Raw genomic sequence first — 25,111 nt, forward strand, 5'->3', positions numbered from 1 at the left:
TGCGGTGCGCGGTGGCCGGCGGGGTCGCGGACGTGACCGCGCGGGCGGACTTCGGCCCGTACGCCCCGGCGGTCAGGTCCCGCGCGGGCCCACCGGACACGCTGCCCGCGTCGGGGCCAGGGGCTGTATCCGGGGCCGGGTCCGGGTCCACGGCACCGTCCGCCACGGCACCGGTGCAGGCACCGGGGGCGCCACCGGCACCTGGCCAGCCGGCACCGGGGCCCGGACCGCCGGCGCCCGGCACCCTCAGCCCGTGACCTCGGCTCCGGCCTCGGCCGTCCGTGGCCCGGGCAGGTCGGGCGGTTCCGCCGGCTCGGCCTGCGGGGGCGCCGACCTCAGGAGTTCACCCAGGAGCCGTACGGCCGCGCGCTTGTGCAGGGGCTCGTTGCCGTTGCCGCACTTCGGGGACTGGATGCACGACGGGCAGCCCGCCTCGCACTCGCACGAGGCGATCGCCTCGCGGGTCGCGTTGAGCCATTCGCGCGCGGTGTGGAAGGCGCGTTCGGCGAAGCCCGCGCCGCCGGGGTGGCCGTCGTACACGAAGACCGTCGGCAGCAGCGTGTCCGGGTGGAGCGGTACGGACACACCGCCGATGTCCCGGCGGTCACAGGTCGCGAACAGGGGCAGCATCCCGATGGACGCGTGCTCGGCGGCGTGCAGGGCGCCGCCCAACTGCTCGGGATTGACCCGGGCGGCGTCGAGTTGGTCCTCGGTGACCGTCCACCAGACGGCACGGGTGCGCAGTGTGCGGGGAGGCAGATCGAGTTTGCTCTCGCCCAGCACCTCGCCGGTGATGAGCCGGCGGCGGAGGAAGGAGACGACCTGGTTGGTGACCTCGACGGAGCCGTAACAGAGGCGTCCACCGCCCCACGGAATCTCCGTGTCGGTTTCGAGGACGGAGATGGCGGTGGTGTCGCGCGCGGTGGTGGAGTACGGCGGGGTGGCCTCCTCGACGAGCGCGACCGAGTCCGCCAGGTCCAGATGCTTCACCAGATAGGTCCGGCCCTGGTGCAGATGGACGGCACCGTCGTGCACGGCGGTGTGGGAGGCCGCTTCGTCGACGGTGCCGAGCAGCCTGCCGGTGCCCGCCTCGACGATCTGGACGGGCCGGCCGCCCTCGCCCCGGATGTCGGCGAGATCGGCCGCCCGCTCGCGACGGGTCCAGTACCAGCCGGTGGTGCGCCGCCGCAGCAGGCCCGCGGTGACGAGCTGCGGCAGCAGTCCGGGCACCGCGGGGCCGAAGAGGGCCAGATCGTCCTCGGTGAGCGGTAGTTCGGCGGCGGCGGCGCACAGATGCGGGGCGAGGACGTACGGGTTGTCCGGGTCGAGGACGGTGGACTCGACGGGCTGCTGGAACAGCGCCTCGGGGTGGTGGACGAGGAACGTGTCCAGCGGGTCGTCCCTGGCGACCAGGATCGCCAGCGCGCCCTGGCCGGCCCGTCCCGCCCGGCCCGCCTGCTGCCACAGGGAGGCGCGGGTGCCCGGATAGCCGGCGATGACGACGGCGTCGAGGCCGGAGACGTCGATGCCCAGCTCCAGGGCGGTGGTGGCGGCGAGGCCGAGCAGCTCGCCGGAGTGCAGGGCGCGCTCCAGCGCGCGGCGCTCCTCGGGGAGATAGCCGCCCCGGTAGGCGGCGACGCGCCGCACGAGGGAGCGGTCCACCTCGGCGAGGCGTTCCTGGGCGATGACCGAGATCAGTTCGGCGCCGCGCCGGGACCGTACGAAGGCGACCGAACGGACGGCCTGGAGGGTCAGGTCGGTGAGGATGTCGGCCGTCTCCGCCGTGGCGGTGCGCCGGACCGGCGCGCCCTTCTCACCGTGGAGTTCGGTGAGAGGGGGCTCCCAGAGGGCGAAGACGACCTCGCCGCGCGGGGAGGCGTCGTCGGCGACCTCGTGGACGGGCAGACCGGTCAGCCGCCCGGCGGCCGACGCGGGCTCGGCGGCGGTGGCCGAGGCGAGGAGGAAGACGGGGTCGGAGCCGTACCGCGCGCAGGTACGCCGCAGCCGGCGCAGGACCTGGGCGACGTGGGAGCCGAAGACACCGCGGTAGGTGTGGCACTCGTCGATGACGACGTAGCGCAGCGAGCGCAGGAAGGAGGCCCAGCGGGGGTGGGCGGGGAGAATCCCGCGGTGCAGCATGTCCGGATTGGTGAGTACGTAGTTGGCGTACTGGCGTACCCATTCGCGCTCTTCGACGGGGGTGTCGCCGTCGTACACGGCCGGGCGCACGCTGTTGCCGAGCGGCGCGGCGAGCGCCTTCACCGCACGGCGCTGGTCGGCGGCGAGCGCCTTCGTCGGGGAGAGGTACAGGGCGGTCGTTCCGCGACCGTTGGGCGCCTCGGAGCCCTCCAGGAGTGTGCTGAGCACCGGCGCCAGGTAGGCGAGGGACTTGCCGGACGCGGTGCCGGTGGCGATCACGACGGATTCGCCGTCCAGGGCGTGCTCCGCGGCGGCGGCCTGGTGGGCCCACGGGTGGTCGACCCCGGCCAGTTGAATGGCGTTGATCACTTCTGGCCGGATGCGGTCGGGCCAGACCGCATGACGACCCGCACGTGGGGGCAGGTGCTCCGTATGGGTGATGCGCGCGGCCCGGCCCGCTCCCGCGGTGAGCCGGTCCAGGACCGTACCGGGGGAGGGGCGGGAGTCCCCGCTCTCGGGCGGCCTGCCAGGACCGTGATTCGTGGCCATCGGCACCGAGTGTGTCACTGGCGTGGCGGACAATGGTCCTAAGGCGTCGTGCATGGCTGCCGGTAAGTGATTGAATGCCATCGCGGCTGGCGATACGCCCCCTGGCTCCGTCGGGAGAGACCCGAGGGGCGACCGCTCGATTGCAAGGTGCTGGAGGATCCGTGGACCTGTCCCTGTCGACTCGCAATGTGTCCGGCCCCGGCGGCGACCGTACGGTCGTCGAGGTCGGTGGCGAGATTGATGTGTATACCGCGCCCAAGCTGCGCGAGCAGTTGGTCGAGTTGGTGAACGACGGCAGTTACCACCTGGTCGTCGACATGGAGGGCGTGGACTTCCTGGACTCGACCGGTCTGGGCGTGCTCGTGGGTGGACTCAAGCGTGTGCGTGCCCATGAGGGCTCGCTGCGCCTGGTCTGCAACCAGGAGCGCATTCTCAAGATCTTCCGGATCACTGGCCTGACCAAGGTGTTCCCCATTCACACCACGGTCGAAGAGGCCGTCGCCGCCACGGACTGAGTCCGGCCGGAGGCTTTCGGAAGGAAGGGCGGGGAGCGCCGGGCGTCATGCCCGGGGCACCCGCGCCCCAGTTTTCGCACGCTCGTACGTCTGAGGGGGATCGCATGGCCACCGTTGAACTCCGCTTCAGCGCCCAGCCCGAGCACGTCAGGACGGCCCGTCTGGTGGCGGCTGCCGTGGCGCGCCGGGCCGGTGTCGACGAAGCAGTGTTGGACGAGGTCAGGCTCGCCGTCGGTGAGGCGTGCAGCCGCGCGGTCGGTCTGCACCGCAGCCACGGCATCACCGCGCCCGTGCGGGTCGTGCTGACCGAGGAGGAGAAGGTCTTCTCCATCGAGGTCGGCGACGGGGTGCCCGCCCCGGGCACCACGGCCGCCGCCGAGAACGTGCCCGTCTCCCGCAGGGCCGTCCTCGCGGGCGATCTCTACGAGACGGACACGGGCGACGGCGAGGACGAGATGGGTCTCGCGGTCATCAGCGGCCTCGTGGACGACGTCGAAGTGACGTCGGACGGGACCGGCGGCGTCATCCGGATGAGCTGGCCGACCGCCTCGGCGGTCGCGCTCCCCTGAATACGCGTAGGTGTACGGCCCGCCGCGGGCGGCCGGCCCGTCCGGGGCGGCCCGCCCCGAGGGCGGACCCGAGAGTGTGATCCAATTTCTTTGAGGCCCTGCTGAGCAGGGCCTTTTCTGTTTCTCCGGGATAATGGATCACCAGTCAATGAGTTCATCCCATTACGCATTTCGGAGTGATTTCCGGGGGCCGATCATTTGCGGCTCCGCAAGTCAAGGTCAATTACACGCGGCGCACTCTGTTTTGATCAGCTTCCGCTCCCTACAATCCGTCCATCTTGAGCGCTGAGCGTCAAGGAGGACGAATGGCGGGCCACATCGATCCACAACTGTCCGAGCACCCCACTTCTCTCGCTGCCGCGATACTCACGGACGACAACAGACTGATCGTGATCGTCGTCGCGGTCATCGCGCTGGCGGCGCTGCTCGTCGCCCAGCGACTGGTCCGTCAGGTACTGGCGGCCGACGAGGGCACCGACTCCATGAAGGAGATCGCGGCCGCTGTACAGGAAGGCGCGAATGCCTATCTGGCAAGGCAGTTGCGCACCCTCGGTATTTTCGCCGTCGTGGTGTTCTTCCTGCTGTTGTTGCTTCCGGCCGACGGCTGGTCGGAACGCGCGGGACGTTCACTGTTCTTCCTGGTGGGTGCGCTTTTCTCGGCGGCCACCGGATACTTCGGCATGCGTCTTGCCGTACGCAGCAATGTGCGCGTCGCCGCTGCCGCGCGAGAGGCGACCCCGGCGGAGGGCGAACCGGAAAAGGATCTGACAGCTGTCGCGCACAAGGCAATGAAGATCGCTTTCCGTACCGGTGGCGTGGTCGGAATGTTCACGGTGGGCCTCGGCCTGCTGGGCGCCTCCTGCGTGGTCCTCGTGTACGCCGAGGACGCCCCCAAGGTCCTGGAGGGCTTCGGCCTCGGTGCCGCGCTGATCGCCATGTTCATGCGTGTCGGCGGCGGCATCTTCACCAAGGCCGCGGACGTCGGCGCCGACCTCGTCGGCAAGGTCGAGCAGGGCATCCCCGAGGACGACCCGCGCAACGCGGCGACCATCGCCGACAACGTGGGTGACAACGTCGGCGACTGCGCCGGCATGGCGGCCGACCTCTTCGAGTCGTACGCCGTGACGCTCGTCGCCGCGCTCATCCTCGGCACGGCCGCGTTCGGCAACTTCGGGCTCGGCTTCCCGCTGATCGTCCCCGCGATCGGTGTCGTCACGGCGATGATCGGCATCTTCGCCGTCGCGCCGCGCGCCTCCGACCGCAGCGGTATGACCGCGATCAACCGCGGCTTCTTCATCTCCGCGGTGATCTCCCTGGTCCTGGTGGCCGTGGCGGCGTACACGTATCTGCCGTCCACGTACGCGGAGTTGGACGGCGTGACCGCCGAGGAGATCACCTCGCACCCCGGTGACCCGAGGACGTTCGCGCTGGTCGCCGTCGCCATCGGCATCGTGCTCGCCGCGCTCATCCAGCAGCTCACGGGCTACTTCACCGAGACCAACCGGCGCCCGGTCCGCGACATCGGCAAATCGGCGCTCACCGGGCCGGCCACCGTCGTCCTGGCCGGTATGGCCATCGGCCTGGAGTCCGCCGTCTACACGGCGCTGCTGATCGGTCTCGGCGTCTACGGCGCGTTCCTGCTCGGCGGCACCTCGATAATGCTCGCGCTCTTCGCGGTGGCGCTGGCCGGCACCGGACTGCTCACCACCGTCGGTGTCATCGTCGCCATGGACACCTTCGGTCCCGTCTCCGACAACGCCCAGGGCATCGCCGAGATGTCCGGGGACGTCGAGGGCGCGGGCGCGCAGGTGCTCACCGACCTCGACGCCGTGGGCAACACCACGAAGGCAATCACCAAGGGCATCGCCATCGCCACCGCCGTACTGGCGGCGGCGGCGCTCTTCGGCTCGTACCGGGACGCGATCTCCACCGCCGTCTCGGACGTGGGCGCTAAGGCCGGCGAGATGGGCCTGAGCCTCGACATCTCCCAGCCCAACAACCTCGTCGGGCTGATCCTCGGCGCCGCGGTCGTGTTCCTCTTCTCGGGGCTCGCGATCAACGCCGTGTCGCGGTCGGCCGGTTCGGTGGTCTACGAGGTGCGGCGGCAGTTCCGTGAGCACCCCGGGATCATGGACTACACGGAGAAGCCCGAGTACGGACGAGTCGTCGACATCTGTACGAAGGACGCGCTGCGCGAGCTGGCCACGCCGGGTCTGCTCGCCGTACTCACCCCGATCGCGGTCGGCTTCTCCCTCGGTGTCGGCGCGCTCGGCTCGTTCCTGGCCGGCGCGATCGGCACGGGCACGCTGATGGCGGTCTTCCTCGCCAACTCCGGCGGGGCCTGGGACAACGCCAAGAAGCTCGTCGAGGACGGTCATCACGGCGGCAAGGGCAGTGACGCCCATGCCGCGACCGTCATCGGCGACACCGTCGGCGACCCGTTCAAGGACACGGCCGGACCGGCGATCAACCCTCTGTTGAAGGTCATGAACCTGGTGGCGCTGCTCATCGCTCCGGCGGTGGTGCAGTTCAGCTACGGCGACGACTCCAACGCGGGGGTGCGCGCGGTGGTGGCCGTGCTGGCGATCGCCGTGATCGTCGGGGCGGTGTACGTCTCCAAGCGGCGCTCGGTGACCGTCGACGACGGCGGGGGCGACGACGGAGGCGGATCCGGGGACGGGACGAGCAAGTCGCCGGATCCGGCGGTGGTCTCGTAGGCGTCCTGTAGTCGCGCTGCGGCGGACCGTGTCCGCCCGGTGCGGCGGCTGGGGCAAACGGCGGGCGGGCGGCGCGCGTTGGCGCGTCGCCCGCCCGTTCTCCGTGCCGTGGGCGGCGGCGGAGTGAGGGTTCTCTCCCTCGGTGTAAATGCTGGCATAGGCGCATAGGCCGGACACTCGGCGTGCGGTAGTCGCCCACTTGGCGTGTATGTTCCGGGGCCGAGAGCCTTGGAAGGGACCCAATCCGGTGAACAAGAAGCTCGCAGCCGCACTGTCCGGCGGCTCGGTACTGCTCATGGCGCTGTCGGGGTGCAGCGACGACAGCGACAGCAAGGTGAACGACTGGGCCAAGAAGGTCTGCGACCAGGTCCAGCCGCAGCTGACGAAGATCGCGAACGCCAACACCTCGATCCAGCAGGCGACCTCGGACAGCAGCAAGCCCGCCGACGTCCAGAAGACCGACGCGGCGGCCTTCCAGTCCATCTCGGACGCCTACAAGGCGCTGGGCGCCGCCGTGGACGGAGCGGGTGCTCCGCCCGTCGACGACGGCGAGAAGACCCAGAAGGAGGCCGTCAGCGAGCTCAACGCCACGTCCAAGGCGTACGCGGGGCTCAAGAGCGACGTGGACGACCTCGACACCAAGGACCAGGCGAAGTTCGCGGACGGTCTCAAGGGCGTCGCCGACGACCTCGACAAGCTCAGCGCCAGCGGTGACGAGGCCCTGCAGAAGCTCCAGTCCGGTGATGTCGGCGCGGCGATGGCGAAGCAGCCCGGCTGCCAGCGGCCGAAGACGTCGGCGCCCGCCGAGTCCGGATCGGGCGGCTCCGCGGCGGACCCGTCCGCCGACACGTCCTCCTGAAGAGGGCTCTCGAAGGGGGCCCGTCGAAGTGGCCTCCTGACGTGTGCCCTCCCGACCTGACGCGACCTCTGTTCCGCCGGTTCGTCAGAAGAACGCCCCGCCGTACGTAGGCCCTGTCGTACGTATCGCACCACCGCTCTCGGACGCGAACCCCGCGGCCCGGCACCCCGCCCGGGGAGCCGGGCCGCGGGCGTTTGTCGGTGGCAGCGGCCACAATGGACGGGTGAGTACGACCAGCCTTCCCGCGCCCGACCACTCGCCCCGACTGCGTGACGCCCTGCTCGCCGGAGACTTCACCGTCGACGGCCTGCTGGACCTGCTCGGCGCGCCCGCCTACGCCGCGCTGGCCCGCAGCGAGACCGTGCCCGCCCTGCGGGCCACCCGGGGCGACACCCGGCTCGAGACGCTCGTCAGACTCTTCCTGCTCCAGCGGCCGGTTCCCGCCGAGCGGGCCCGTGCCGTACTCCCCCTGGGGGAGTGCCTGGCCGACGGCTGGGTCGTGGAGGACGACGATCCGGACGGCGCGTACGTCAGCGCGACCGTGGACGTACGGCCGTACGGCGGCCCGGACGGGGAGGACTGGTTCATCGTCTCCGACCTCGGCTGCGCCGTCGGCGGCGCCTCCGGGGCGAGCGGCCACGGTGAGGGCGTGGTGCTCGGCGTCGGCGGGGCGTCCACGACGCTCGCCGGGCTCACGGTCCGTACGCCGGTCGCCAAGGCCCTCGACGTCGGCACGGGATCCGGTATCCAGGCGCTGCACGCGGCGCGGCACGCCACCAGGGTGACGGCCACCGACCTGAACCCGCGTGCGCTGGAGTGCGCCCGGCTGACGCTCGCCCTGTCCGGGGAGCCGGCGGCCGACCTGCGTGCGGGTTCGCTCTTCGAGCCGGTCGACGGCGAGACGTACGACCTGATCGTGTCGAACCCGCCGTTCGTGATCTCTCCCGGCGCCCGGCTCACCTACCGCGACGGCGGCATGGGAGGCGACGACCTCTGCCGCACCCTCGTCCGGGAGACGGGCGAGCGCCTCGCCGACGGCGGGTACGCGCACTTCCTCGCCAACTGGCAGCACGTGGACGGCGAGGAGTGGCAGGACCGGCTGCGGTCCTGGGTGCCGCGCGGCTGCGACGCCTGGATCGTGCAGCGCGAGGTGCAGGACGTGACGCGGTACGCGGAGCTGTGGCTGCGCGACAGCGGCGACCACGAGGCGGACCCGGAGACGTACGCCGCGCGGTACGACGCGTGGCTGGACGAGTTCGAGGCACGCAGGACCAGGGCCGTCGGCTTCGGCTGGATCACTCTCAGGAAGTCGGGCTCCGAGCGGCCCTCGGTCCTCGTGGAGGAGTGGCCGCACCCTGTCGAGCAGCCGCTCGGCGAGACCGTACGGGCCCACTTCGAGCGCCAGGACTATCTGCGTGACCACGACGACGCCGCCCTGCTGACCGCTCGTTTCGCGCTCGCCCCCGAGGTCGTCCAGGAACAGGTGGGACTGCCCGGCGCGGAGGATCCCGAGCATGTGGTGCTCCGTCAGAACCGTGGCATGCGGCGGGCGACGAAGGTCGACACGGTCGCCGCGGGCTTCGCCGGGGTCTGCGACGGCTCGCTGAGCGCCGGACGGATCCTGGACGCGATCGCCCAGCTCATGGGGGAGGACCCGGTGCTGCTGCGCGACCGGACGCCCCAGGCGATCCGGCTGCTGGTGGAGGAGGGCTTCCTGGTGCCGGTGGAGGGTCCCTGACGGCAGCGCCGCACGGTCCCTGACGGCGCGCAGGCCGGTGCGCCGCCGGATCCCCGGACCGTCCGGTAGGCCGCCGGCCCGCGGGGCCCGGCCCCGGGGTGTGTGCCTCTGGCGTAGTTCGACTCGCCCAGCCGACGGAGACCGTACGGGCGCAGCTGACGGGTGCCGGGGCGGGAGTCGCGGGGCGCGCGCGGGGTGGCGCCTCCCTGCCGGATTCGGTGGACGCGGCGAGACCCGGCACCCGGTGCGCGGCGGACGCGGGCGCCCGGCTCCCGGCTCCCGGTGGACGCCGCGCGAGTGAACCCCCCGCGCCGTTCACGCGGAATTCGCGCCAATGACGCACCGAGGTGCCAGCCTCTGCCTCCGGAGCCTCTCGGCAACGGGAATCGAACGGGGTACAGGCATGGAGAGCGGGCCGGCGATCTTCGCGGGAGCGGCGTTCGCGCTGTTCGGGGCGGCACTGCTGGTGTGGACAGGAGCGCGCGTACTGCACCGCGCCCCCGTGGCGCACGGTGTGAGCCCCACGACATCCATCACGCTGGCGGCCTTGGCGGGCGTGTCGTTCCTGGCCCTCGGCGTCTGGTGCTTCGGCCGGATCTGACCCTCGGCCCCTCCGGCACGGCCGGCGCCCCCGCGCGCCCGGCGCGCCCGGCCGGTCCCACGCCGCCCGATCCCGCCGGGATCCCGCCCGGGGTACGCCCCGCGCCGACCCCCGGGACCTGCGGTGGAGCCGCTCCCGCGGCCCCGTGGCCGACCTCCTCCGTACGGCGCCCGGCCGCCCTCCCGCGCGGCGGGCCACCGGGTCCGGGCGGCGGAAACGTCCTGACTCGGGTTACCGTTCGAGTGGCCGTTGCGGTCTTTCGCCGTTTGACACGGGGGCGGGTTGTACCGTCACACTCCGCAGCGAAGCAGCGTCATAGCGGGGCATGTCCTGCCCCGCGGTGTCGTACTGCCGTACCGCGGTAAGGCTGTACGGGCCATCGAGTGCCGACCGGAGAGAAGAGCGAAGTTGTCCCCGACCAGCGAGACCGGACACGCCGGCCGCCGACTCGTCATCGTCGAGTCGCCTGCCAAGGCGAAGACGATCAAGGGCTATCTCGGCCCGGGATATGTCGTCGAGGCGAGCGTCGGGCACATCCGCGACCTCCCGAGCGGCGCCGCCGAGGTGCCCGAGAAGTACACCGGCGAGGTGCGCCGGCTCGGTGTGGACGTCGAACACGACTTCCAGCCGATCTACGTCGTCAACGCCGACAAGAAGGCCCAGGTCAGGAAGCTCAAGGAGCTGCTGGCCGAGTCCGACGAACTCTTCCTCGCCACCGATGAGGACCGCGAGGGCGAAGCCATCGCGTGGCATCTCCAGGAAGTGCTCAAGCCCAAGGTCCCGGTCCACCGGATGGTCTTCCACGAGATCACCAAGGAAGCGATCAGGGCCGCCGTCGCCAATCCCCGCCAGCTCAACAAGCTGATGGTGGACGCGCAGGAGACCCGCCGGATCCTCGACCGGCTGTACGGCTACGAGGTCTCGCCCGTCCTCTGGAAGAAGGTCATGCGCGGCCTGTCCGCCGGCCGCGTCCAGTCCGTCGCCACCCGCCTCGTCGTCGAGCGCGAACGCGAGCGCATCGCCTTCCGCTCCGCCGAGTACTGGGACCTCACGGGCACCTTCGGCACCGGCCGTACCGGCGACGCCTCCGACCCCTCCGCGCTGAACGCCCGGCTGTCGGCCGTCGACGGGCGCAGAATCGCCCAGGGCCGCGATTTCGGCCCGGACGGCCGGCTCAAGTCCGACCAGGTGCTGCATCTGGACGAGGCCAACGCGCACGCGCTGGCCGCCGCCCTCCAGAACGCGTCGTTCGCGGTCCGCTCGGTCGAGTCCAAGCCCTACCGCCGCTCCCCGTACGCCCCCTTCCGTACGACGACGCTCCAGCAGGAGGCCTCGCGCAAGCTGGGCTTCGGGGCCAAGTCGACGATGCAGGTCGCGCAGAAGCTGTACGAGAACGGCTTCATCACCTACATGCGTACGGACTCCACGACCCTGTCCGGCACGGCCGTCTCGGCGGCGCGGGCGCAGGTCACCCAGCTGTACGGGGCGAGCTATCTGCCCGACAAGCCGCGTACGTACGCCGGCAAGGTCAAGAACGCGCAGGAGGCGCACGAGGCGATCCGTCCCTCGGGCGACCGCTTCCGCACGCCCGCCGAGACCGGCCTGACCGGCGACCAGTTCCGGCTCTACGAGCTGATCTGGAAGCGGACCGTCGCTTCCCAGATGAAGGACGCGGTCGGCAACAGCGTCACCGTCAAGATCGCCGGCACGTCCAGCGACGGCCGGGACGCCGAGTTCTCCGCGTCCGGCAAGACGATCACCTTCCACGGCTTCATGAAGGCCTATGTAGAAGGCGCCGACGACCCCAACGCGGAACTCGACGACCGCGAGCGACGGCTGCCGCAGGTCGCCGAGGGCGACGCGCTCACCGCCGAAGAGATCACCGTCGACGGCCACGCCACCAAGCCCCCGGCCCGCTACACCGAAGCGTCGCTGGTCAAGGAGTTGGAAGAGCGCGAGATCGGCCGTCCCTCGACGTACGCGTCGATCATCGGCACGATCCTCGACCGCGGCTACGTCTTCAAGAAGGGCACGGCGCTCGTCCCGTCGTTCCTCTCCTTCGCCGTGGTGAACCTGCTGGAGACGCACTTCGGCCGGCTCGTGGACTACGACTTCACCGCGCGGATGGAGGACGACCTCGACCGCATCGCGCGCGGCGAGGCCCAGTCCGTGCCGTGGCTCAAGCGGTTCTACTTCGGCGCCGGTGACGGCCCCGAGGGCGTGACGGACACCGCGACCGCCGCTGCCGCCGCGGGCAACGGCGACGGCGACCACCTCGGCGGGCTCAAGGAGCTCGTCACGGACCTCGGCGCCATCGACGCCCGCGAGATCTCGTCCTTCCCGATCGGCGACGGCATCATGTTGCGCGTCGGCCGCTACGGCCCCTACGTCGAGCGCGGCGAGAAGGACGCGGAGGGCCACCAGCGGGCCGACGTGCCCGAGGACATGGCGCCCGACGAGCTGACGGTCGAGTACGCGGAGGAGCTGCTGGCCAAGCCCAGCGGCGACTTCGAACTCGGCGTGGACCCGCAGAGCGGGCACCAGATCGTCGCGAGGGACGGCCGCTACGGTCCGTACGTGACCGAGGTCCTGCCCGACGGCACCCCGAAGACCGGGAAGAACGCCGTCAAGCCGCGGACCGCCTCGCTGTTCAAGTCGATGTCGCTGGACACCGTGACGCTGGCGGACGCGCTGAAGCTGATGTCGCTGCCGCGCGTCGTCGGTACGGACGCCGAAGGCGTCGAGATCACCGCGCAGAACGGCCGCTACGGCCCGTATCTGAAGAAGGGCACCGACTCGCGGTCGCTGACCGCCGAGGAGCAGCTCTTCGACATCACGCTGGACGAGGCGCTGGCGATCTACGCCCAGCCCAAGCAGCGCGGCCGGGCCGCGGCGAAGCCTCCTTTGAAGGAGCTCGGGACGGACCCGGTGAGCGGGAGCCCGGTGGTCGTGAAGGACGGCCGCTTCGGGGCGTACGTCACGGACGGCGAGACGAACGCGACCCTGCGGACCGGCGACAGCGTCGAGGAGATCACGCCGGAGCGCGGTTACGAACTGCTCGCCGAGAAGCGCGCCAAGGGACCCGCCAAGAAGAAGACGGCGAAGAAGGCCCCGGCGAAGAAGACCACCGCCAAGAAGGCGCCTGCCAAGAAGACGGCGGCGGCGAAGAAGACCGCGGCCAAGAAGACGACGACGGCCGCCAAGAAGACCGCCGCGAAGACCGCCACGAAGAAGTCGAGCGCGTCGTCCGGTACGAAGACGGACGAGTAGGGCAAGACGGGCGGACGAACAGCGCAAGGAAGCGCCGTACGGCCTCCGTACGGAAGCCCGCGCACCACATGAGCGCCGCACAGGAACTCCCCGGAGACCTGTGCGGCGGTCGTATGTTCGGGCGGGCCTCCGAGGACGCGCGGGCTCCGGATAGGCTGGGCGGATGACGCGAGCCGAGCAGCCAACGGTCGTGAGCCCCACCTCCGACTCCGACGCACTTGCCGCAGACTCACGAGAGCGTGCCGTACGAGCCTTGTTGCGCTTCCCCCCGCTTCGGCGGCTGTGGGGCGCACAGCTCGTGGGCGGCATCGGCGATGTACTCGCCCTGCTCGTGCTTCTGCTGCTGTCGTTGCAGGCGGCGGTCGCCGAGGGCTCGTTCGGGACGGGATACCGAGGGGTGGCCTTCGCGGTCGCCGCGGTGTTCGGTGCCCGGATCCTTGCCACCGTGCTCTTCGGAGCCGTACTCCTCGGACCGCTCGCCGCCCTCACCGCACCCGGGACCGGGACGCGGCCGAAGACGGCGGGGAGCGCCGGGAGCGGCGGGCAGACCCCGGAGACGAAGGCCGGTGCGACGGCCGACACCGCGCCCGGAGCCAAGGGCGGTCCGCTGGACCGCCGCTGGACGATGATCGGCGCCGACGGTGTACGCCTCGTGCTGCTCATCATCGCGCCCCTGTGGCTCGACTGGACCCCCGACAACGCACTGCCCATCCTCCTCAGTACGGTCTTCGTCGTCGGCGTCGCCGAGCGCTTCTGGACCGTGGCCAAGGAGAGCGCGGCGCCCGCCCTGCTGCCGGCCCCGCCGCCGGAAGGCGCCGCCGTACGCCCCCTGCCCGACCACCTCGACGCGCTGCGCCGGCTCTCGCTGCGCACCGGCTTCGTCGCGATCCCCCTGGCCGCCGCGGTCCTGCTCGTCGTCACGCTGATCGGCAACCTGCTGGGCACGGGCATCGAGTGGTTCTCGCTGCACCAGGCGGCCCTGGGCTCGTACGTCGCGGCCGGACTGTTCGCCGCCTCCGTGTCGACCCTCTTCATGCTGGAGCTGCCCGGCGGCCCCACCCCGCGCCCGCGCTCGCCGCTCGAAGGGCTGCGCCGCCCGACGACCGGCACCGGTCCCGACAAGGGCCGCACCGGCGCGGTGCCGGTGCTCGTCGCCGCCTGCGCGGCCGTCGCCGGGGCCATCGCGTCCGCCGTCGCCGTCTCCGTACTTCACGCCAAGGACCTGGGCGGCGGACCGGTCGGCTTCGCCCTCCTGGTGCTCGCTCTGACGGGCGGCACGGGCATCGGCATCCGCGGCGCCGCGAAGGTGCTGCCCGGACTGTCCCGCCGCCGGCTGCTCGCGCTGGCGATCGCCGTCACCGGTGTCGCGCTGCTGGCCATGGGACTCGTACCGGACACCGCGACCGTACTGTTCGTCGCGCTGCTCGCCGGTGTGTCCGCAGGTGTCGCGGCGAACACCGGCCACGGGCTGATCGACCAGGAGACCGAGGAGTACCGGCGCGGCCGGCAGACCGACCATCTCCAGGCCGTCGTTCGCGTCTTCGTGGCGCTGGGCGCCGTGGCGGCGCCCGTCCTGGCCGCCGCGATCGGACCGCACCGGCTGGCCTCCGGGGACTTCGTCTTCGCGCACGGCGGCGCGGCCTTCACCCTGATGCTCGTCGGCGCGCTGCTCCTGCCGGTGGCGGCCGTCGTACTCGCCAAGACCGACGACCGGTCGGGCGTACCGCTGCGGCGTGATCTGCGTGACGCACTGCGCGGCGGCGCCGACCCGGTGCAGACCCAGGCGGCGAACGGTTTCTTCCTCGCCGTCGAGGGCGGTGACGGCGCCGGTAAGTCGACCCAGGTCGAGGCGCTGGCGGAGTGGATCCGCGCCAAGGGCCACGAGGTCGTCGTGACCCGCGAGCCCGGCGCGACGCCCGTGGGCAAGCGGCTGCGCTCGATCCTCCTCGACGTGTCGAGCGCCGGTCTGTCCCACCGCGCGGAGGCGCTGCTGTACGCCGCCGACCGCGCGGAGCACGTCGACACGGTCGTACGTCCCGCCTTGGAGCGCGGCGCGATCGTCATCTCGGACCGCTACATCGACTCCTCCGTGGCCTACCAGGGCGCCGGGCGTGATCTGGCGCCGACCGAGATCGCCCGGATCTCGCGCTGGGCCACGGACGGTCTCGTACCGCACCTGACGGTGCTGCTCGACGTCTCGCCCGAGGCGGCGCGCGAGCGCTTCACGGAGGCGCCGGACCGGCTGGAGTCCGAGCCCGTCGAATTCCACCAGCGGGTACGGGACGGCTTCCTCACGCTCGCCGCCTCAGACCCCGGCCGTTACCTGGTCGTGGACGCGGCGCAGGAGCCCGAGGCCGTCACCACCGTCGTACGGCACCGGCTCGACCAGATGCTGCCGCTCTCCGCCGCCGAGGTGAAGGCCCAGGAGGAGGCGCGGAAGGCCGCCGCCGAGGAGGCGCGGCGCCGGGCCGAGGAAGAGGCCGCGCGTAAGGCCGAGGAGGAGCGACTGGAGCGCGAGCGGCAGGCGCAGCTCGCCAAGCTCCGGGCCGAGGAGGAGGAGCGCAAGCGCCGCGAGCTGGAGGAGGCGCGGCAGCGCGAGGCCGACCGGCAGGCGATGGAGGCGAGGGAGCGGGCCGAGGAGGCGCGCAGGCTCGCCGAGGAGGAGCGCGTACGGCGCGAGGCCGAGGACGCGACGCGGCGCGCGGAGCAGGAGCGGCTGCGTCGGCTCGCCGAGGAGGAGAGCCGGCTCAGGGCCGAGGCGGAGGAGCGGCGGCGCGAGAAGCAGCGCCGGGCCGAGGAGTCACTGCTGCGCGCCGAGGAGGCGCGGCGGCTGGCGGAGGCCGCCGAGGCGGCCGCGAAGGCCGAACGTGCCGAGTCGGCCAGCGAGTTGACCGTGCCGACACCGGTCGTGCAGCCGCCGGCGGGTGCCGGCGGGGAGAAGCGGGTGGTCGCCCCGGACGACGCGACGCAGGAGGTGCCGGCGCCGAAGGGCGGCGAACCGGCGGTTGGTGACAACGACGAGACGCGGGTGATCCCGAAGGTGCCGGACCCGGCGGACGGGGCGGGAGCTCCGAAGCCGGAGTCGGATTCGCGGCCGGGTTCGGGCTCCGGGTCGGACCGGGCGGTCGACGAGACCGCCGTGCTGCCTCCGGTGCGGGACGTTCCCGACGTACGCGAGGGGTCCGGGGCGCGGCCCGGGGACCGCGCGGCGGACGAGACCGCCGTACTGCCGCCCGTACGGGACGCGGATCCGGCCGACCGGGTGCCGCCCGGCTACTTCCGCGAGGGCGAGCGGGGATCGGGGGCCGCGCCGTCGGCGCCGTCCGCGCCGGCCACCTCGGCGGGGGACGACCGGACGCGCGAGCTGCCGCAGGTCGACCCGGAGCCGCCGGCACGGAGGCGTTCGGACTGGGCGGAGGAGACTCCGCTGGACGACCTTCCGACGCTCGCGGACGAACTGCTCGGTCCGCACGACGATGACGACGACAACGGCGGGGCGCGCGGCGGTCGCGGTCGCCGTCGCTGAGAGACTCGGCCCCGGCCGACGGCCGGGGCCCGAATGTCGGCCTCCGCCCAGGTGGGGCGGGATTGTCAGACCCTGCCCCCACAATGGATCCCGGAAGTCGGCGGCCGGTCCCGATACCGGTCCGGACGCCGAAGCACGTAACTCGGAGGCGGTGACGGCGCATGGCCGTATGGGACGACCTGGTCGGGCAGGACCGCATCGCCGACACGCTCACCGCCGCGGCCCGTGACGCGGACGCCCGCGTCACGGCCGAGTCCTCGGGCACCGCGCCGCCCGAGGCGACCAAGATGACGCACGCGTGGCTGTTCACCGGCCCGCCGGGCTCCGGCCGTTCCACCGCTGCCAGGGCCTTCGCCGCGGCCCTCCAGTGCACCAGCCCGGACCGCGCGATGGGCGGCGCACCGGGCTGCGGGTTCTGCGACGGCTGCCACACGAGCCTGATCGGTACGCACGCGGACGTCGAGGTGGTCCGCACCGACCTGCTCTCCATCGGCGTCAAGGACACGAGGGAGCTGGTCCGCCGGGCCCAGCTCTCCCCGGCGGTCGGTCGGTGGCAGGTCATCGTCCTCGAAGACGCCGACCGTCTCACCGAGGGCGCGGGCAACGTCCTGCTGAAGGCCGTCGAGGAGCCCGCGCCCCGTACGGTCTGGCTGCTCTGCGCGCCTTCCCTGGAAGACGTCCTGCCCACGATCCGCTCCCGCTGCCGCCATCTCACCCTCCGTACGCCTCCGGTGGACGCCGTCGCTGACGTCCTCATGAGGCGCGACGGCATCGAGCCGGAAGCCGCCGCGGCGGCCGCGCGCGCCACCCAGGGGCACATCGGCCGCGCCCGCCGCCTCGCCACGGACGAGCGGGCCCGTGCCCGCCGGGCCACCGTCCTCAAGGTCCCGCTGCGCGTCGAGGACATCGGCGGCTGCCTCCGGGCCGCGCAGGAGCTGATCGACGCGGCGGGGGAGGACTCCAAGGAGGTCGCCGAGGGCGTCGACGCCAAGGAGACCGAGGACATGAAGGCCGCCCTCGGCGCGGCGCCGGGCGGCCGGATGCCGCGCGGTACGGCGGGTGTGATGAAGGAGCTGGCGGACCGGCAGAAGCGCCGCTCCACACGTACGCAGCGGGACAGCCTCGATCTGGCGCTCACCGATCTGACGGGCTTCTACCGTGACGTGCTGGCGATCCAGTTCGGCTCGCGCACCGGAATCGCCAACGAGGACGTACGGGACGCGCTCGACCGGATCGCGAGAGCGTCGACACCGGAGGCCACCCTGCGCCGGATAGAGGCCATCGTGGCCTGCCGTCAGGCGCTCGACCGCAATGTGGCGCCGCTGCTGGCGGTCGAGGCGATGACGGTGTCGCTGCGGGCCGGGTGAGCGCCGGGTGAGGGCCGTCACCCGTACGGGCGCGGCAAGGAGACACCCGCCGTGTGACGGTTAGGCTCCTCGAATGGACCTCAGGCGTCTCCTCCGTCTCTCCGCCACCGGGCTCGCCGCGGCCGGTCTGCTCGTCTCCGGCTGCACCTCCGGCGACTCCTCGTCGGGCGGGACGTCGCCGGAGTCCGGGGCACCGGCAGCGCTGAAGAAGTACTACGGGCAGAAGCTCGACTGGCGGGGGTGCGGCGTGCCCGACTTCCAGTGCGCCACGATGAAGGCGCCGCTCGACTACGACAAGCCGGACGGCACCGAGATCAAGCTCGCCGTCGCCCGCAAGAAGGCCACCGGCCCCGGCAAGCGCCTGGGCTCCCTCCAGGTCAACCCGGGCGGCCCCGGCGGCTCGGCCGTCGACTACCTCCAGGGGTACGCGGGCATCGGCTACCCGGCCCCGGTCCGCGCCCGGTACGACATGGTCGCGGTCGACCCGCGCGGAGTCTCCCGCAGCGCACCCGTCGAATGCCTCACCGGCAAGGAGATGGACGCCTACACCCAGGTCGACCAGACACCCGACGACACGGCCGAGCGCAACCTCCTGGCGGCCTCCTACAAGAAGCTCGCCCAGGGCTGCGCGAAGCGCTCCGCCGAGATCCTCCCGCACGTCTCCACCATCGAGGCCGCCCGCGACATGGACATCCTCCGGGCGGTCCTGGGCGACAAGAAGCTGTCGTACGTCGGGGCGTCGTACGGCACCTTCCTCGGCGCCACGTACGCCGAACTCTTCCCCAAGCGGGTCGGCCGCCTCGTCCTCGACGGGGCGATGGACCCCTCCCTGCCGGCCGAGGAGATGAACCGCGACCAGACGGCCGGCTTCGAGACCGCCTTCTCGGCGTTCGCGGCGGACTGCGTCAAGCAGCCGGACTGCCCGCTGGGCACCGAGTCGGCGGCCGACGCGGCCCAGCGCATGAAGTCCTTCTTCACCAGGCTCGACACCCGGCCGGTCCCGACCGGTGAACCGCGCCGACTCGGCGAGTCCCTGGCCACCACGGGTGTGATCAACGCCATGTACGACGAGTCCGGCTGGCCCGGCCTCCGTGACTCCCTCACCAGCGCGATGGACGGCGACGGCTCCGGGCTCCTCGCCCTGGCCGACAGCTACTACGAACGCGAGGGCGACGGCTCGTTCAGCAACCTCATGTACGCCAACGCGGCCGTGAACTGCCTGGACCTCCCGGCCGCCTTCACCGCACCCGCCGACGTCGACAAGGCGATCCCCTCCTTCCAGCAGGCGTCCCCGGTCTTCGGTACGGCTCTGGCCTGGGCCGGCCTGAACTGCGCCTACTGGCCGACCGAGCCGACCGGCACCCCCCACCGCATCGCGGCGAAGGGCGCACCCCCGATCCTCGTGGTCGGCACGACCCGCGACCCGGCGACCCCGTACAAGTGGGCCCAGTCCCTCGCCGGCCAGCTCTCATCCGGCGTCCTGCTGACGTACGACGGCGACGGCCACACGGCGTACGGCCGGGGCAGCGACTGCGTGGACACGGCGATCAACACCTACCTGATCGAAGGCACCCCACCCAAGAACGGCAAGAAGTGCTGACCATCCCCTCCCCCGACCCACGGGCTGGTGCGGGGCACCCAAAAGAACCCTGTAGACTTGGCGCCGCTGCTGATGCGAACCTGACCGTGCGCGGACAGACAACTCCGCAGCTTGCCGCCTTAGCTCAGTTGGCCAGAGCAACGCACTCGTAATGCGTAGGTCTCGGGTTCGAATCCCGAAGGCGGCTCTGAGGAACCCCAGGACTCACTCGCCGTGACCTGGGGTTTTTCGCGTATTCGAGGCCGTTTAGGGCTCGTTGGGGCACCTGGCTGGGAGGCCGTGGGGGGCTTGCGTGAGCGATGCGTGAGCGGAGCGGCGGGTGAGCTACTTCTGGGGCTTCTTCCGCTTGCCCTTCTTCTTCGCCTTGGCCCTGGCCTTTGCCTTCTTGGCGGCCTTGCGGACCTTCTCCTCCTCGGTCTTGCGCTGGAGGGGGACCAGCTTGGCGGTGGCCTCGGCGGCGTTCTTGCCGACGTGGGGCAGAACGCTCTGGTAGATGTCGCGCGTGATGCGGGTGTCGCTGTGCCCGAGCGTGTCGGACACGATCTTGATGTCGATGCCGGCGGCGAGCATGAGGGTGGCGGCGCCGTGGCGGAGGTCGTGCAGCCGGATCGGCGGAAGGCCGGAGGCTGCGACGAGTCGTTCGAAGAGGTCGGTGACCTTGCCGGGGTGAAGCCAGGAGCCGTCTTCCTGGGTGAAGAGGAGGCCGGTCTCGACCCAGGCTGTTCCCCATTCCGCGCGGTCGGCCTTCTGCTGCTTGCGGTGGCGTTCCAGGACGGCGGCGGTGTCGTCGTCCAGGGCTACGACGCGGAAGCCGCTGTCGGTCTTCGGTTCGGACGCCTCGACGTCCCAGCCGTCCTGGGTGAGTTGACCCGAGACGGTGAGGGTGTGCCGGTCGAGGTTGGTCTCCGACCAGGGCTGTCCGCACGCCTCGCCGCGTCGGAGGCCGCGGAAGGCGATCAGATGCCACATGGCGTAGAGGCGGTCCTCGGCGACGAAGTCGAGGAAGGCGCCGGTCTGTTCGGGTGTCCAGACCATGACGGGGGAGGGTTTCTCGCCGGTCTGCTGCCACCGGGCGACCCGTTCGTCCGTCCAGACCAGGGCCTTCGGCTTGCGGACGGGGTCGATCTCCACATGGGCGGCGGGGTTGAACGTGATGATCTGCTGGCCGATCGCGTCGTTGAGGGCGGCGCGGAGCGTGGCCTTGATGTGCTGGCGTGTGGAGGGCCCGGTGATGCGGCGGAAGCCTGGCATCGCGTCGATCGCCGTCTTCATGGCCTTGCGGCGGGCTCGGTTCTCCGCGCCCTTCCATGGCACGGTCGCCAGTTCCTCGACCGCCGCCCGCCGTTGGGCGTTCTGCTCCAGGATGTCGGCGTTGGCGTCGGTGATGGCGGTGAACATCTCGCTGAGGTGGCTCACGCGGAGCCGGTCGAGCCGCCGGGTCCCGATGTGGGGCTTGAGGTGGACGCGGACGTCGGTCTCGTAGCGGCTGATGCCGGATTTCCGGATGCGCTTGCCGGCGAGCCACCGGTCCAGCCACTCGGCCACGGTGAGGCTGCCGACGAGGTCCTGGCCGGCGTTCAGGCGCCGCCGTGTCTCCTCCACCTCGGGGAGGGGCAGCTTGTCGCGGCTGACGTCGGACAGCATCTCCGCGATGAGGTGGATGCCCTCTGGGTCGTCTGTGTCGGCGAGGCCGAGGAGCGCGCGGACGTGGTCGAGGTCGGCTTGCGCGGCTTTGAGGGTGTCGTAGCCGGCGCGGTTGAATGAGCGGCGGGTGCCGTCTTCGCGGGGTGGGAGTTCCTGGCGTATGGAGTAGGAGCCGTGCTTGCGGCTGGTGAGTTGGGGGCACTTCTTGCCGAGTGGTCTGCCGGTTTTGGGGTCGCGGCAGTAGCAGCGGCGGTGTGTGGAGCCCTTCAAAGGCGGTCCTTGGGGGTCGTGTTGGTGCTGGTCATGGTTTCGGGGGTGTCGACGTCGCCGAGTGCGGGTGGGAGGTCGGGTGGGGTGGCTCCGTCGTCGCGGAGGTCGCGGCGGAGGTAGCGCAGCCTGTATTTGGCGGAGATGGCCTGGTCTCCGTACGTGGTCCGTTTGCGTGCGGCTTCTTCCTTCTCGGCGCGGCTGGTTGCCGTCTTGGCGGCGAAGCGGGCCTGTTCTTCTTCTTCGAGTGCGGCGATGGCGGTGTGGACGAGGCTGGTGTGGGCTTCGAAGTCGGGTACCAGCCCTGCGTCGTAGTCCCGAACCTCTTCCTCGCCGGTGAAGCGCCGCAGGGCGTCCCAGGTGGGCACGAGGGACTGGAAGGGCAGTTCCTGGGTCTCTTCGACGTAGCCGACGGGGAAGATCAGGCAGCCCGGGTAGGTCTTGAGGGCGGCGGCCAGGACCATGACGTCGACCAGCGGAAGGCTCGCGCGGCGTCCGGATTCCATGTTGGCGATCACGTTGCGCGGGATGGGATGGCCCAGCCGCTCGCACTCGTCGGCCAGTTCCTGCGCGCTCCACCTCATCTCCTTTCTCCTGCGCCGGACTTCGCCGGCCACGTTCGCCTGGACGCGGTCCACCCATTCCGGGAAGTCGTCCTCATCAGCATTCACACCGCGTTGTGTCATGAAGACACATTAGCTTGAGGATCCTTATTGGTGTCGCCTGGAGCCGGACGTGATTGCCGCGTTCGCCGAGGGCTGTACCGAGAAGGGGCGCACCGTATGCGCGAAGACGCGGCCGACGGCCGGATGAAGGGTTCGAAGGGGATGAGCCGGGAGGAGCTGCTCGCTCTGCCGGTGGCGGTTGACCTGGATACGGGCAATCGTGCTCTGGGTCTCGGCCGGAGCAAGGGGTATGAGCTGGCGAAGCGGGGCGAGTACCCGTGCAAGGTTCTGCGGCTGGGCAAGGCGTACCGGGTGGTGACGGCGGATCTGCTGGCTCTGCTGGGGCTGGCGGCGTGAAGGGGCGGCAACGTAGCAGACAGTTCTGCGTTGAGCTGACACAGAAACGCTGGACTGTTGCCGGGCGTGGACGTACGGTCCGTGTTCCCTCGGGAAACGGAGTGGCCCTCCGGCGCGGCAACGCCCAAGGCCACAGCAGCCCCGAGCGGTCCGTGAGTCAACCCGGCGGCAAGGGCGTCAAGGCCCGCCACCGCCAGAGAAGGAGCCGCCCGGTGGAACAGCCCGGAACCGACCCCCATGCCGAGCTGCGCAAGTCGTCGTGGCCGCCCGTCGCCGTCCCCGGCCAGCACCTCGGTGAGGCTGCGCCTGAAGCCGCTTCGACGGACCAGCCCACCGATCAGGTCGCGCCGGAGCCGGAGTCGACGGCTGCCTCAGCGTTGCTGGACGAACTGCGCGGCCAGATAGCGAAGTTCGTGATCCTGCCCTCGGTGGAGGCTCTGGATGCGGTGACGTTGTGGGTGGCGGCGACGCATCTTCAGCCCGCCTGGCAGCACGCGCCGCGTCTGGCCGTGGTGGGACCGGCGAAGCGGTGCGGCAAATCGCGGCTGCTGGACGTGCTGACCGAGACGGTCCACGAACCGATGCTCACCATCAACACCACCCCGGCGGCGATCTTCCGGTCGATCACCGAGGAGCCGCCCACGCTCCTGGTGGACGAGGCGGACACCATCTTCGGCACGCCGAAGCAGGCGGAGAAGAACGAGGAGATGCGCGGTCTGCTCAATGCCGGTCACCAGCGCAACCGGTACGTCACCCGTGTCGTCGGCAACGACCACACGCCCCACAAGTTCGCCACCTTCGCCATGGCGGCCCTCGCGGGGATCGGCGACCTGCCCGACACGATCATGGACCGATCGGTCGTCGTCCGCATGCGACGCCGCGCAGAGGGGGAGCGCGTCAAGCCCTTCCGCTCCCGCCGGGACATCCCCGCCCTGCACGATCTCCGCGACCGGCTCGCCGCGTGGGCCAGACCGCTGCTGGAGACGGCGGCAGAGCTGGAGCCGGGCATGCCGGTGGAGGACCGGGCCGCCGACACCTGGGAACCATTGGTCATCATCGCCGACCTCGCCGCCGGTCCCTGGCCCAACCTGGCCCGCACGGCGTGCGTGAGGATGGTCGCCACCGAGGTGGCAGCGGAGGAGGACCAGCCTGGCGGAGCGCGGATCCTGGCCGACATCCGCAGGGTCTTCGCCGTCCAGCGCGAGCCCGACAGCCTGCCGACGGACGACCTCCTCCACCAGCTCCGCCAGGACGCCGAGAGTCCGTGGGCGGAATGGGGACGCAACGGGCTGAGCGCCCGGGATCTGGCGTCCATGCTGCGGGAGTTCGGCGTCAAACCGGGCAACGTCCGGCTGCCAGACGGAACCCAGCGCAAGGGCTACATGCGCAACAAGTTCCTCGACGCGTGGCGGCGCTACTGCCCCACCGTCCACCCCGTAGATCCACCGCCCGGCGTGGGGCCCACCACGGGCTGAGCCCGCACCCCAGGCCGCCGTCCCTGCCGTCCCTGCCGTAATCCCGCAGGTCACACACCCTGCGGACAAGACGGCAACCGGCCCCAAGACGGCAACACGATCATGAGACCCCGCCGCCTCCGCCGGGACAGTGCCCGGATCCGTCTTGTGCCGTCCCGCGCGTCCCCGCCGTATCACCCCAGGTCACAGCGGTGCGTGTTGGGACGGCATGACACAACAGTCCCGTCCCGCCCCCGGCCGGGACGGGAGGGGAAACGCCACCGGCACAGGCCGTGACGCCACACCGGAGTATCTGCCGTCCCTGCCCTGACCTGCGCTTGCAACGGCCAAGACGGCTAAGACGGACCACCGCGACCCGAGGAGGACCCGCTTGCCCCGCCCCACCACCATCCGGCATCAGACCATTAACGCGACGACGCAGGGCCAGGGGGTGATGAAGCACGCCGCTGAGCGGTACGCACTCGTGGCCGCTGGTGCTGTCATCGTGGCCCTGACCGTCGGGGCGTTCTGGCTGTCCTACGCGCATCTCGCCGAGGTGGCCGGGAAGCACGGGCTGGGAGGTTCACCCGTCCGTCAATGGGCCTGGCCGGCGACGCTGGACGCGTTCATCGTCGCGGGCGAACTCCTCATGCTCCGCGCCGGTCTGCGCAGGGTCACCGACGGATGGGCCATCGCCGTGACCGCCGCCGGATCGGTCGGCTCCATCGCCCTCAACGTCGCAGGCGTCAGCGGCACAGGCAGCACCGGCACCGTGCCGCTGCTCGACTACGTGGTCGCCGCGGTACCGCCCACCGCAGCCCTGCTCGCTTTCGGTGTCCTGATGCGGCAGATCCACCAGCTCGTCGACCAACCCGCAGGCCGTCCGGACACGAGTTCCGAACAGCCTCCCGGCCTGCCGACCACCGCGTCCGCCGAGCAGCCGGAACCTCCGGCCCCGGTGGTGGAGAGCAAGCCGCGCGGTGGCCGTCCGGCGAAAGCCCCGGTCGAGGAACTCGTGGAGATCGGCCGGACCGCTCTCGCTGAGCACGGCACGCTCAGCCGCTCCCTTCTCCGCAAGGCCGTCAAGAACAGGGACTTGACGATCGGCAGTGCCCGGCAGACCGAGGTGATGCACATCCTCCGGCCCGAAATCCAAGCCGAAGTCGGAGCCGGGGCCGGTCAGGACAGCGGGTGACCGGAATCCCAACGGGGTGACCGGAACCCCTTCCGGTCACCCCGACCAGCCGACCACCCGCACTCATCGCCCACTTATC

General features: G+C 71.3%; 16 protein-coding genes and 1 tRNA gene. 14 read left to right on the forward strand and 3 right to left on the reverse strand.

Annotation, left to right across the window (positions count from 1 at the left end; translation table 11 throughout):
* Positions 1 to 246: 246 nt before the first annotated feature.
* Entirely contained in the window at positions 247 to 2,769 is a 2,523-nt protein-coding gene (locus GXP76_RS20050) for a DEAD/DEAH box helicase (RefSeq protein ID WP_242572935.1), read from the reverse strand.
* A gap of 80 nt (positions 2,770 to 2,849) precedes the next feature.
* Between GXP76_RS20050 and bldG the strand changes: the two genes are divergently transcribed.
* From bldG to GXP76_RS20105, 11 genes are all read left to right on the forward strand, one after another.
* On the forward strand, positions 2,850 to 3,203 hold the full coding sequence (gene bldG / locus GXP76_RS20055) for an anti-sigma factor antagonist BldG (protein ID WP_078075833.1): 354 nt from the start codon (positions 2,850 to 2,852) through the stop codon (positions 3,201 to 3,203).
* 104 nt (positions 3,204 to 3,307) lie between these two features.
* Positions 3,308 to 3,772 (forward strand): ATP-binding protein, encoded by a 465-nt coding sequence (locus GXP76_RS20060; protein ID WP_242572936.1) that lies wholly within the window; start codon positions 3,308 to 3,310, stop codon positions 3,770 to 3,772.
* 305 nt (positions 3,773 to 4,077) lie between these two features.
* The gene (locus GXP76_RS20065) at positions 4,078 to 6,489 is read left to right on the forward strand and encodes a sodium-translocating pyrophosphatase (RefSeq protein WP_242572937.1); all 2,412 of its coding nucleotides are present in this window, start codon (positions 4,078 to 4,080) and stop codon (positions 6,487 to 6,489) included.
* 247 nt (positions 6,490 to 6,736) lie between these two features.
* The gene (locus GXP76_RS20070; RefSeq protein WP_242572938.1) at positions 6,737 to 7,348 is read left to right on the forward strand and encodes a small secreted protein; all 612 of its coding nucleotides are present in this window, start codon (positions 6,737 to 6,739) and stop codon (positions 7,346 to 7,348) included.
* A 223-nt stretch (positions 7,349 to 7,571) separates the two neighbouring features.
* Positions 7,572 to 9,086 (forward strand): methyltransferase, encoded by a 1,515-nt coding sequence (locus GXP76_RS20075; protein WP_242572939.1) that lies wholly within the window; start codon positions 7,572 to 7,574, stop codon positions 9,084 to 9,086.
* Between the two features lie 403 nt (positions 9,087 to 9,489).
* On the forward strand, positions 9,490 to 9,687 hold the full coding sequence (locus GXP76_RS20080) for a hypothetical protein (protein ID WP_242572940.1): 198 nt from the start codon (positions 9,490 to 9,492) through the stop codon (positions 9,685 to 9,687).
* A 408-nt stretch (positions 9,688 to 10,095) separates the two neighbouring features.
* Complete coding sequence (gene topA, locus GXP76_RS20085) at positions 10,096 to 12,957, forward strand: type I DNA topoisomerase (protein ID WP_242572941.1); 2,862 nt, start codon at positions 10,096 to 10,098, stop codon at positions 12,955 to 12,957.
* A gap of 163 nt (positions 12,958 to 13,120) precedes the next feature.
* Complete coding sequence (gene tmk, locus GXP76_RS20090; protein ID WP_242572942.1) at positions 13,121 to 16,483, forward strand: dTMP kinase; 3,363 nt, start codon at positions 13,121 to 13,123, stop codon at positions 16,481 to 16,483.
* 161 nt (positions 16,484 to 16,644) lie between these two features.
* The gene (locus GXP76_RS20095) at positions 16,645 to 17,850 is read left to right on the forward strand and encodes a DNA polymerase III subunit delta' (protein ID WP_242572943.1); all 1,206 of its coding nucleotides are present in this window, start codon (positions 16,645 to 16,647) and stop codon (positions 17,848 to 17,850) included.
* A gap of 73 nt (positions 17,851 to 17,923) precedes the next feature.
* On the forward strand, positions 17,924 to 19,450 hold the full coding sequence (locus GXP76_RS20100) for an alpha/beta hydrolase (protein ID WP_242572944.1): 1,527 nt from the start codon (positions 17,924 to 17,926) through the stop codon (positions 19,448 to 19,450).
* A gap of 113 nt (positions 19,451 to 19,563) precedes the next feature.
* Positions 19,564 to 19,637, forward strand: a tRNA-Thr gene (locus GXP76_RS20105).
* A gap of 137 nt (positions 19,638 to 19,774) precedes the next feature.
* On the opposite strand, the gene GXP76_RS20110 is transcribed toward GXP76_RS20105, so the two are convergent.
* Both GXP76_RS20110 and GXP76_RS20115 read right to left on the reverse strand, forming a co-directional pair.
* A complete protein-coding gene (locus tag GXP76_RS20110; protein WP_242572945.1) occupies positions 19,775 to 21,364 on the reverse strand; it encodes a site-specific integrase in 1,590 nt (529 codons plus the stop codon).
* Positions 21,361 to 22,032 (reverse strand): helix-turn-helix transcriptional regulator, encoded by a 672-nt coding sequence (locus GXP76_RS20115; RefSeq protein WP_242572946.1) that lies wholly within the window; start codon positions 22,030 to 22,032, stop codon positions 21,361 to 21,363. The genes GXP76_RS20110 and GXP76_RS20115 overlap by 4 nt, the downstream gene beginning before the upstream one ends.
* A 111-nt stretch (positions 22,033 to 22,143) precedes the next feature.
* Here GXP76_RS20115 and GXP76_RS20120 point away from each other — a divergent pair, with 111 nt between their 5' ends.
* The 3 genes from GXP76_RS20120 to GXP76_RS20130 all read left to right on the forward strand — a co-directional run bounded on the left by GXP76_RS20120 (position 22,144) and on the right by GXP76_RS20130 (position 25,032).
* Positions 22,144 to 22,383, forward strand: coding sequence for a hypothetical protein (locus tag GXP76_RS20120; RefSeq protein WP_242572947.1), 240 nt, complete (start codon positions 22,144 to 22,146; stop codon positions 22,381 to 22,383).
* 212 nt (positions 22,384 to 22,595) lie between these two features.
* Entirely contained in the window at positions 22,596 to 23,858 is a 1,263-nt protein-coding gene (locus GXP76_RS20125) for a DUF3631 domain-containing protein (RefSeq protein WP_242572948.1), read from the forward strand.
* Positions 23,859 to 24,291: 433 nt separating this feature from the next.
* Positions 24,292 to 25,032 (forward strand): DUF2637 domain-containing protein, encoded by a 741-nt coding sequence (locus tag GXP76_RS20130; RefSeq protein WP_242572949.1) that lies wholly within the window; start codon positions 24,292 to 24,294, stop codon positions 25,030 to 25,032.
* Positions 25,033 to 25,111 lie beyond the last annotated feature (79 nt).

Origin of the sequence: Streptomyces sp. NP-1717 (assembly GCF_022695985.1) — a bacterium.
GTDB lineage: Bacteria > Actinomycetota > Actinomycetes > Streptomycetales > Streptomycetaceae > Streptomyces.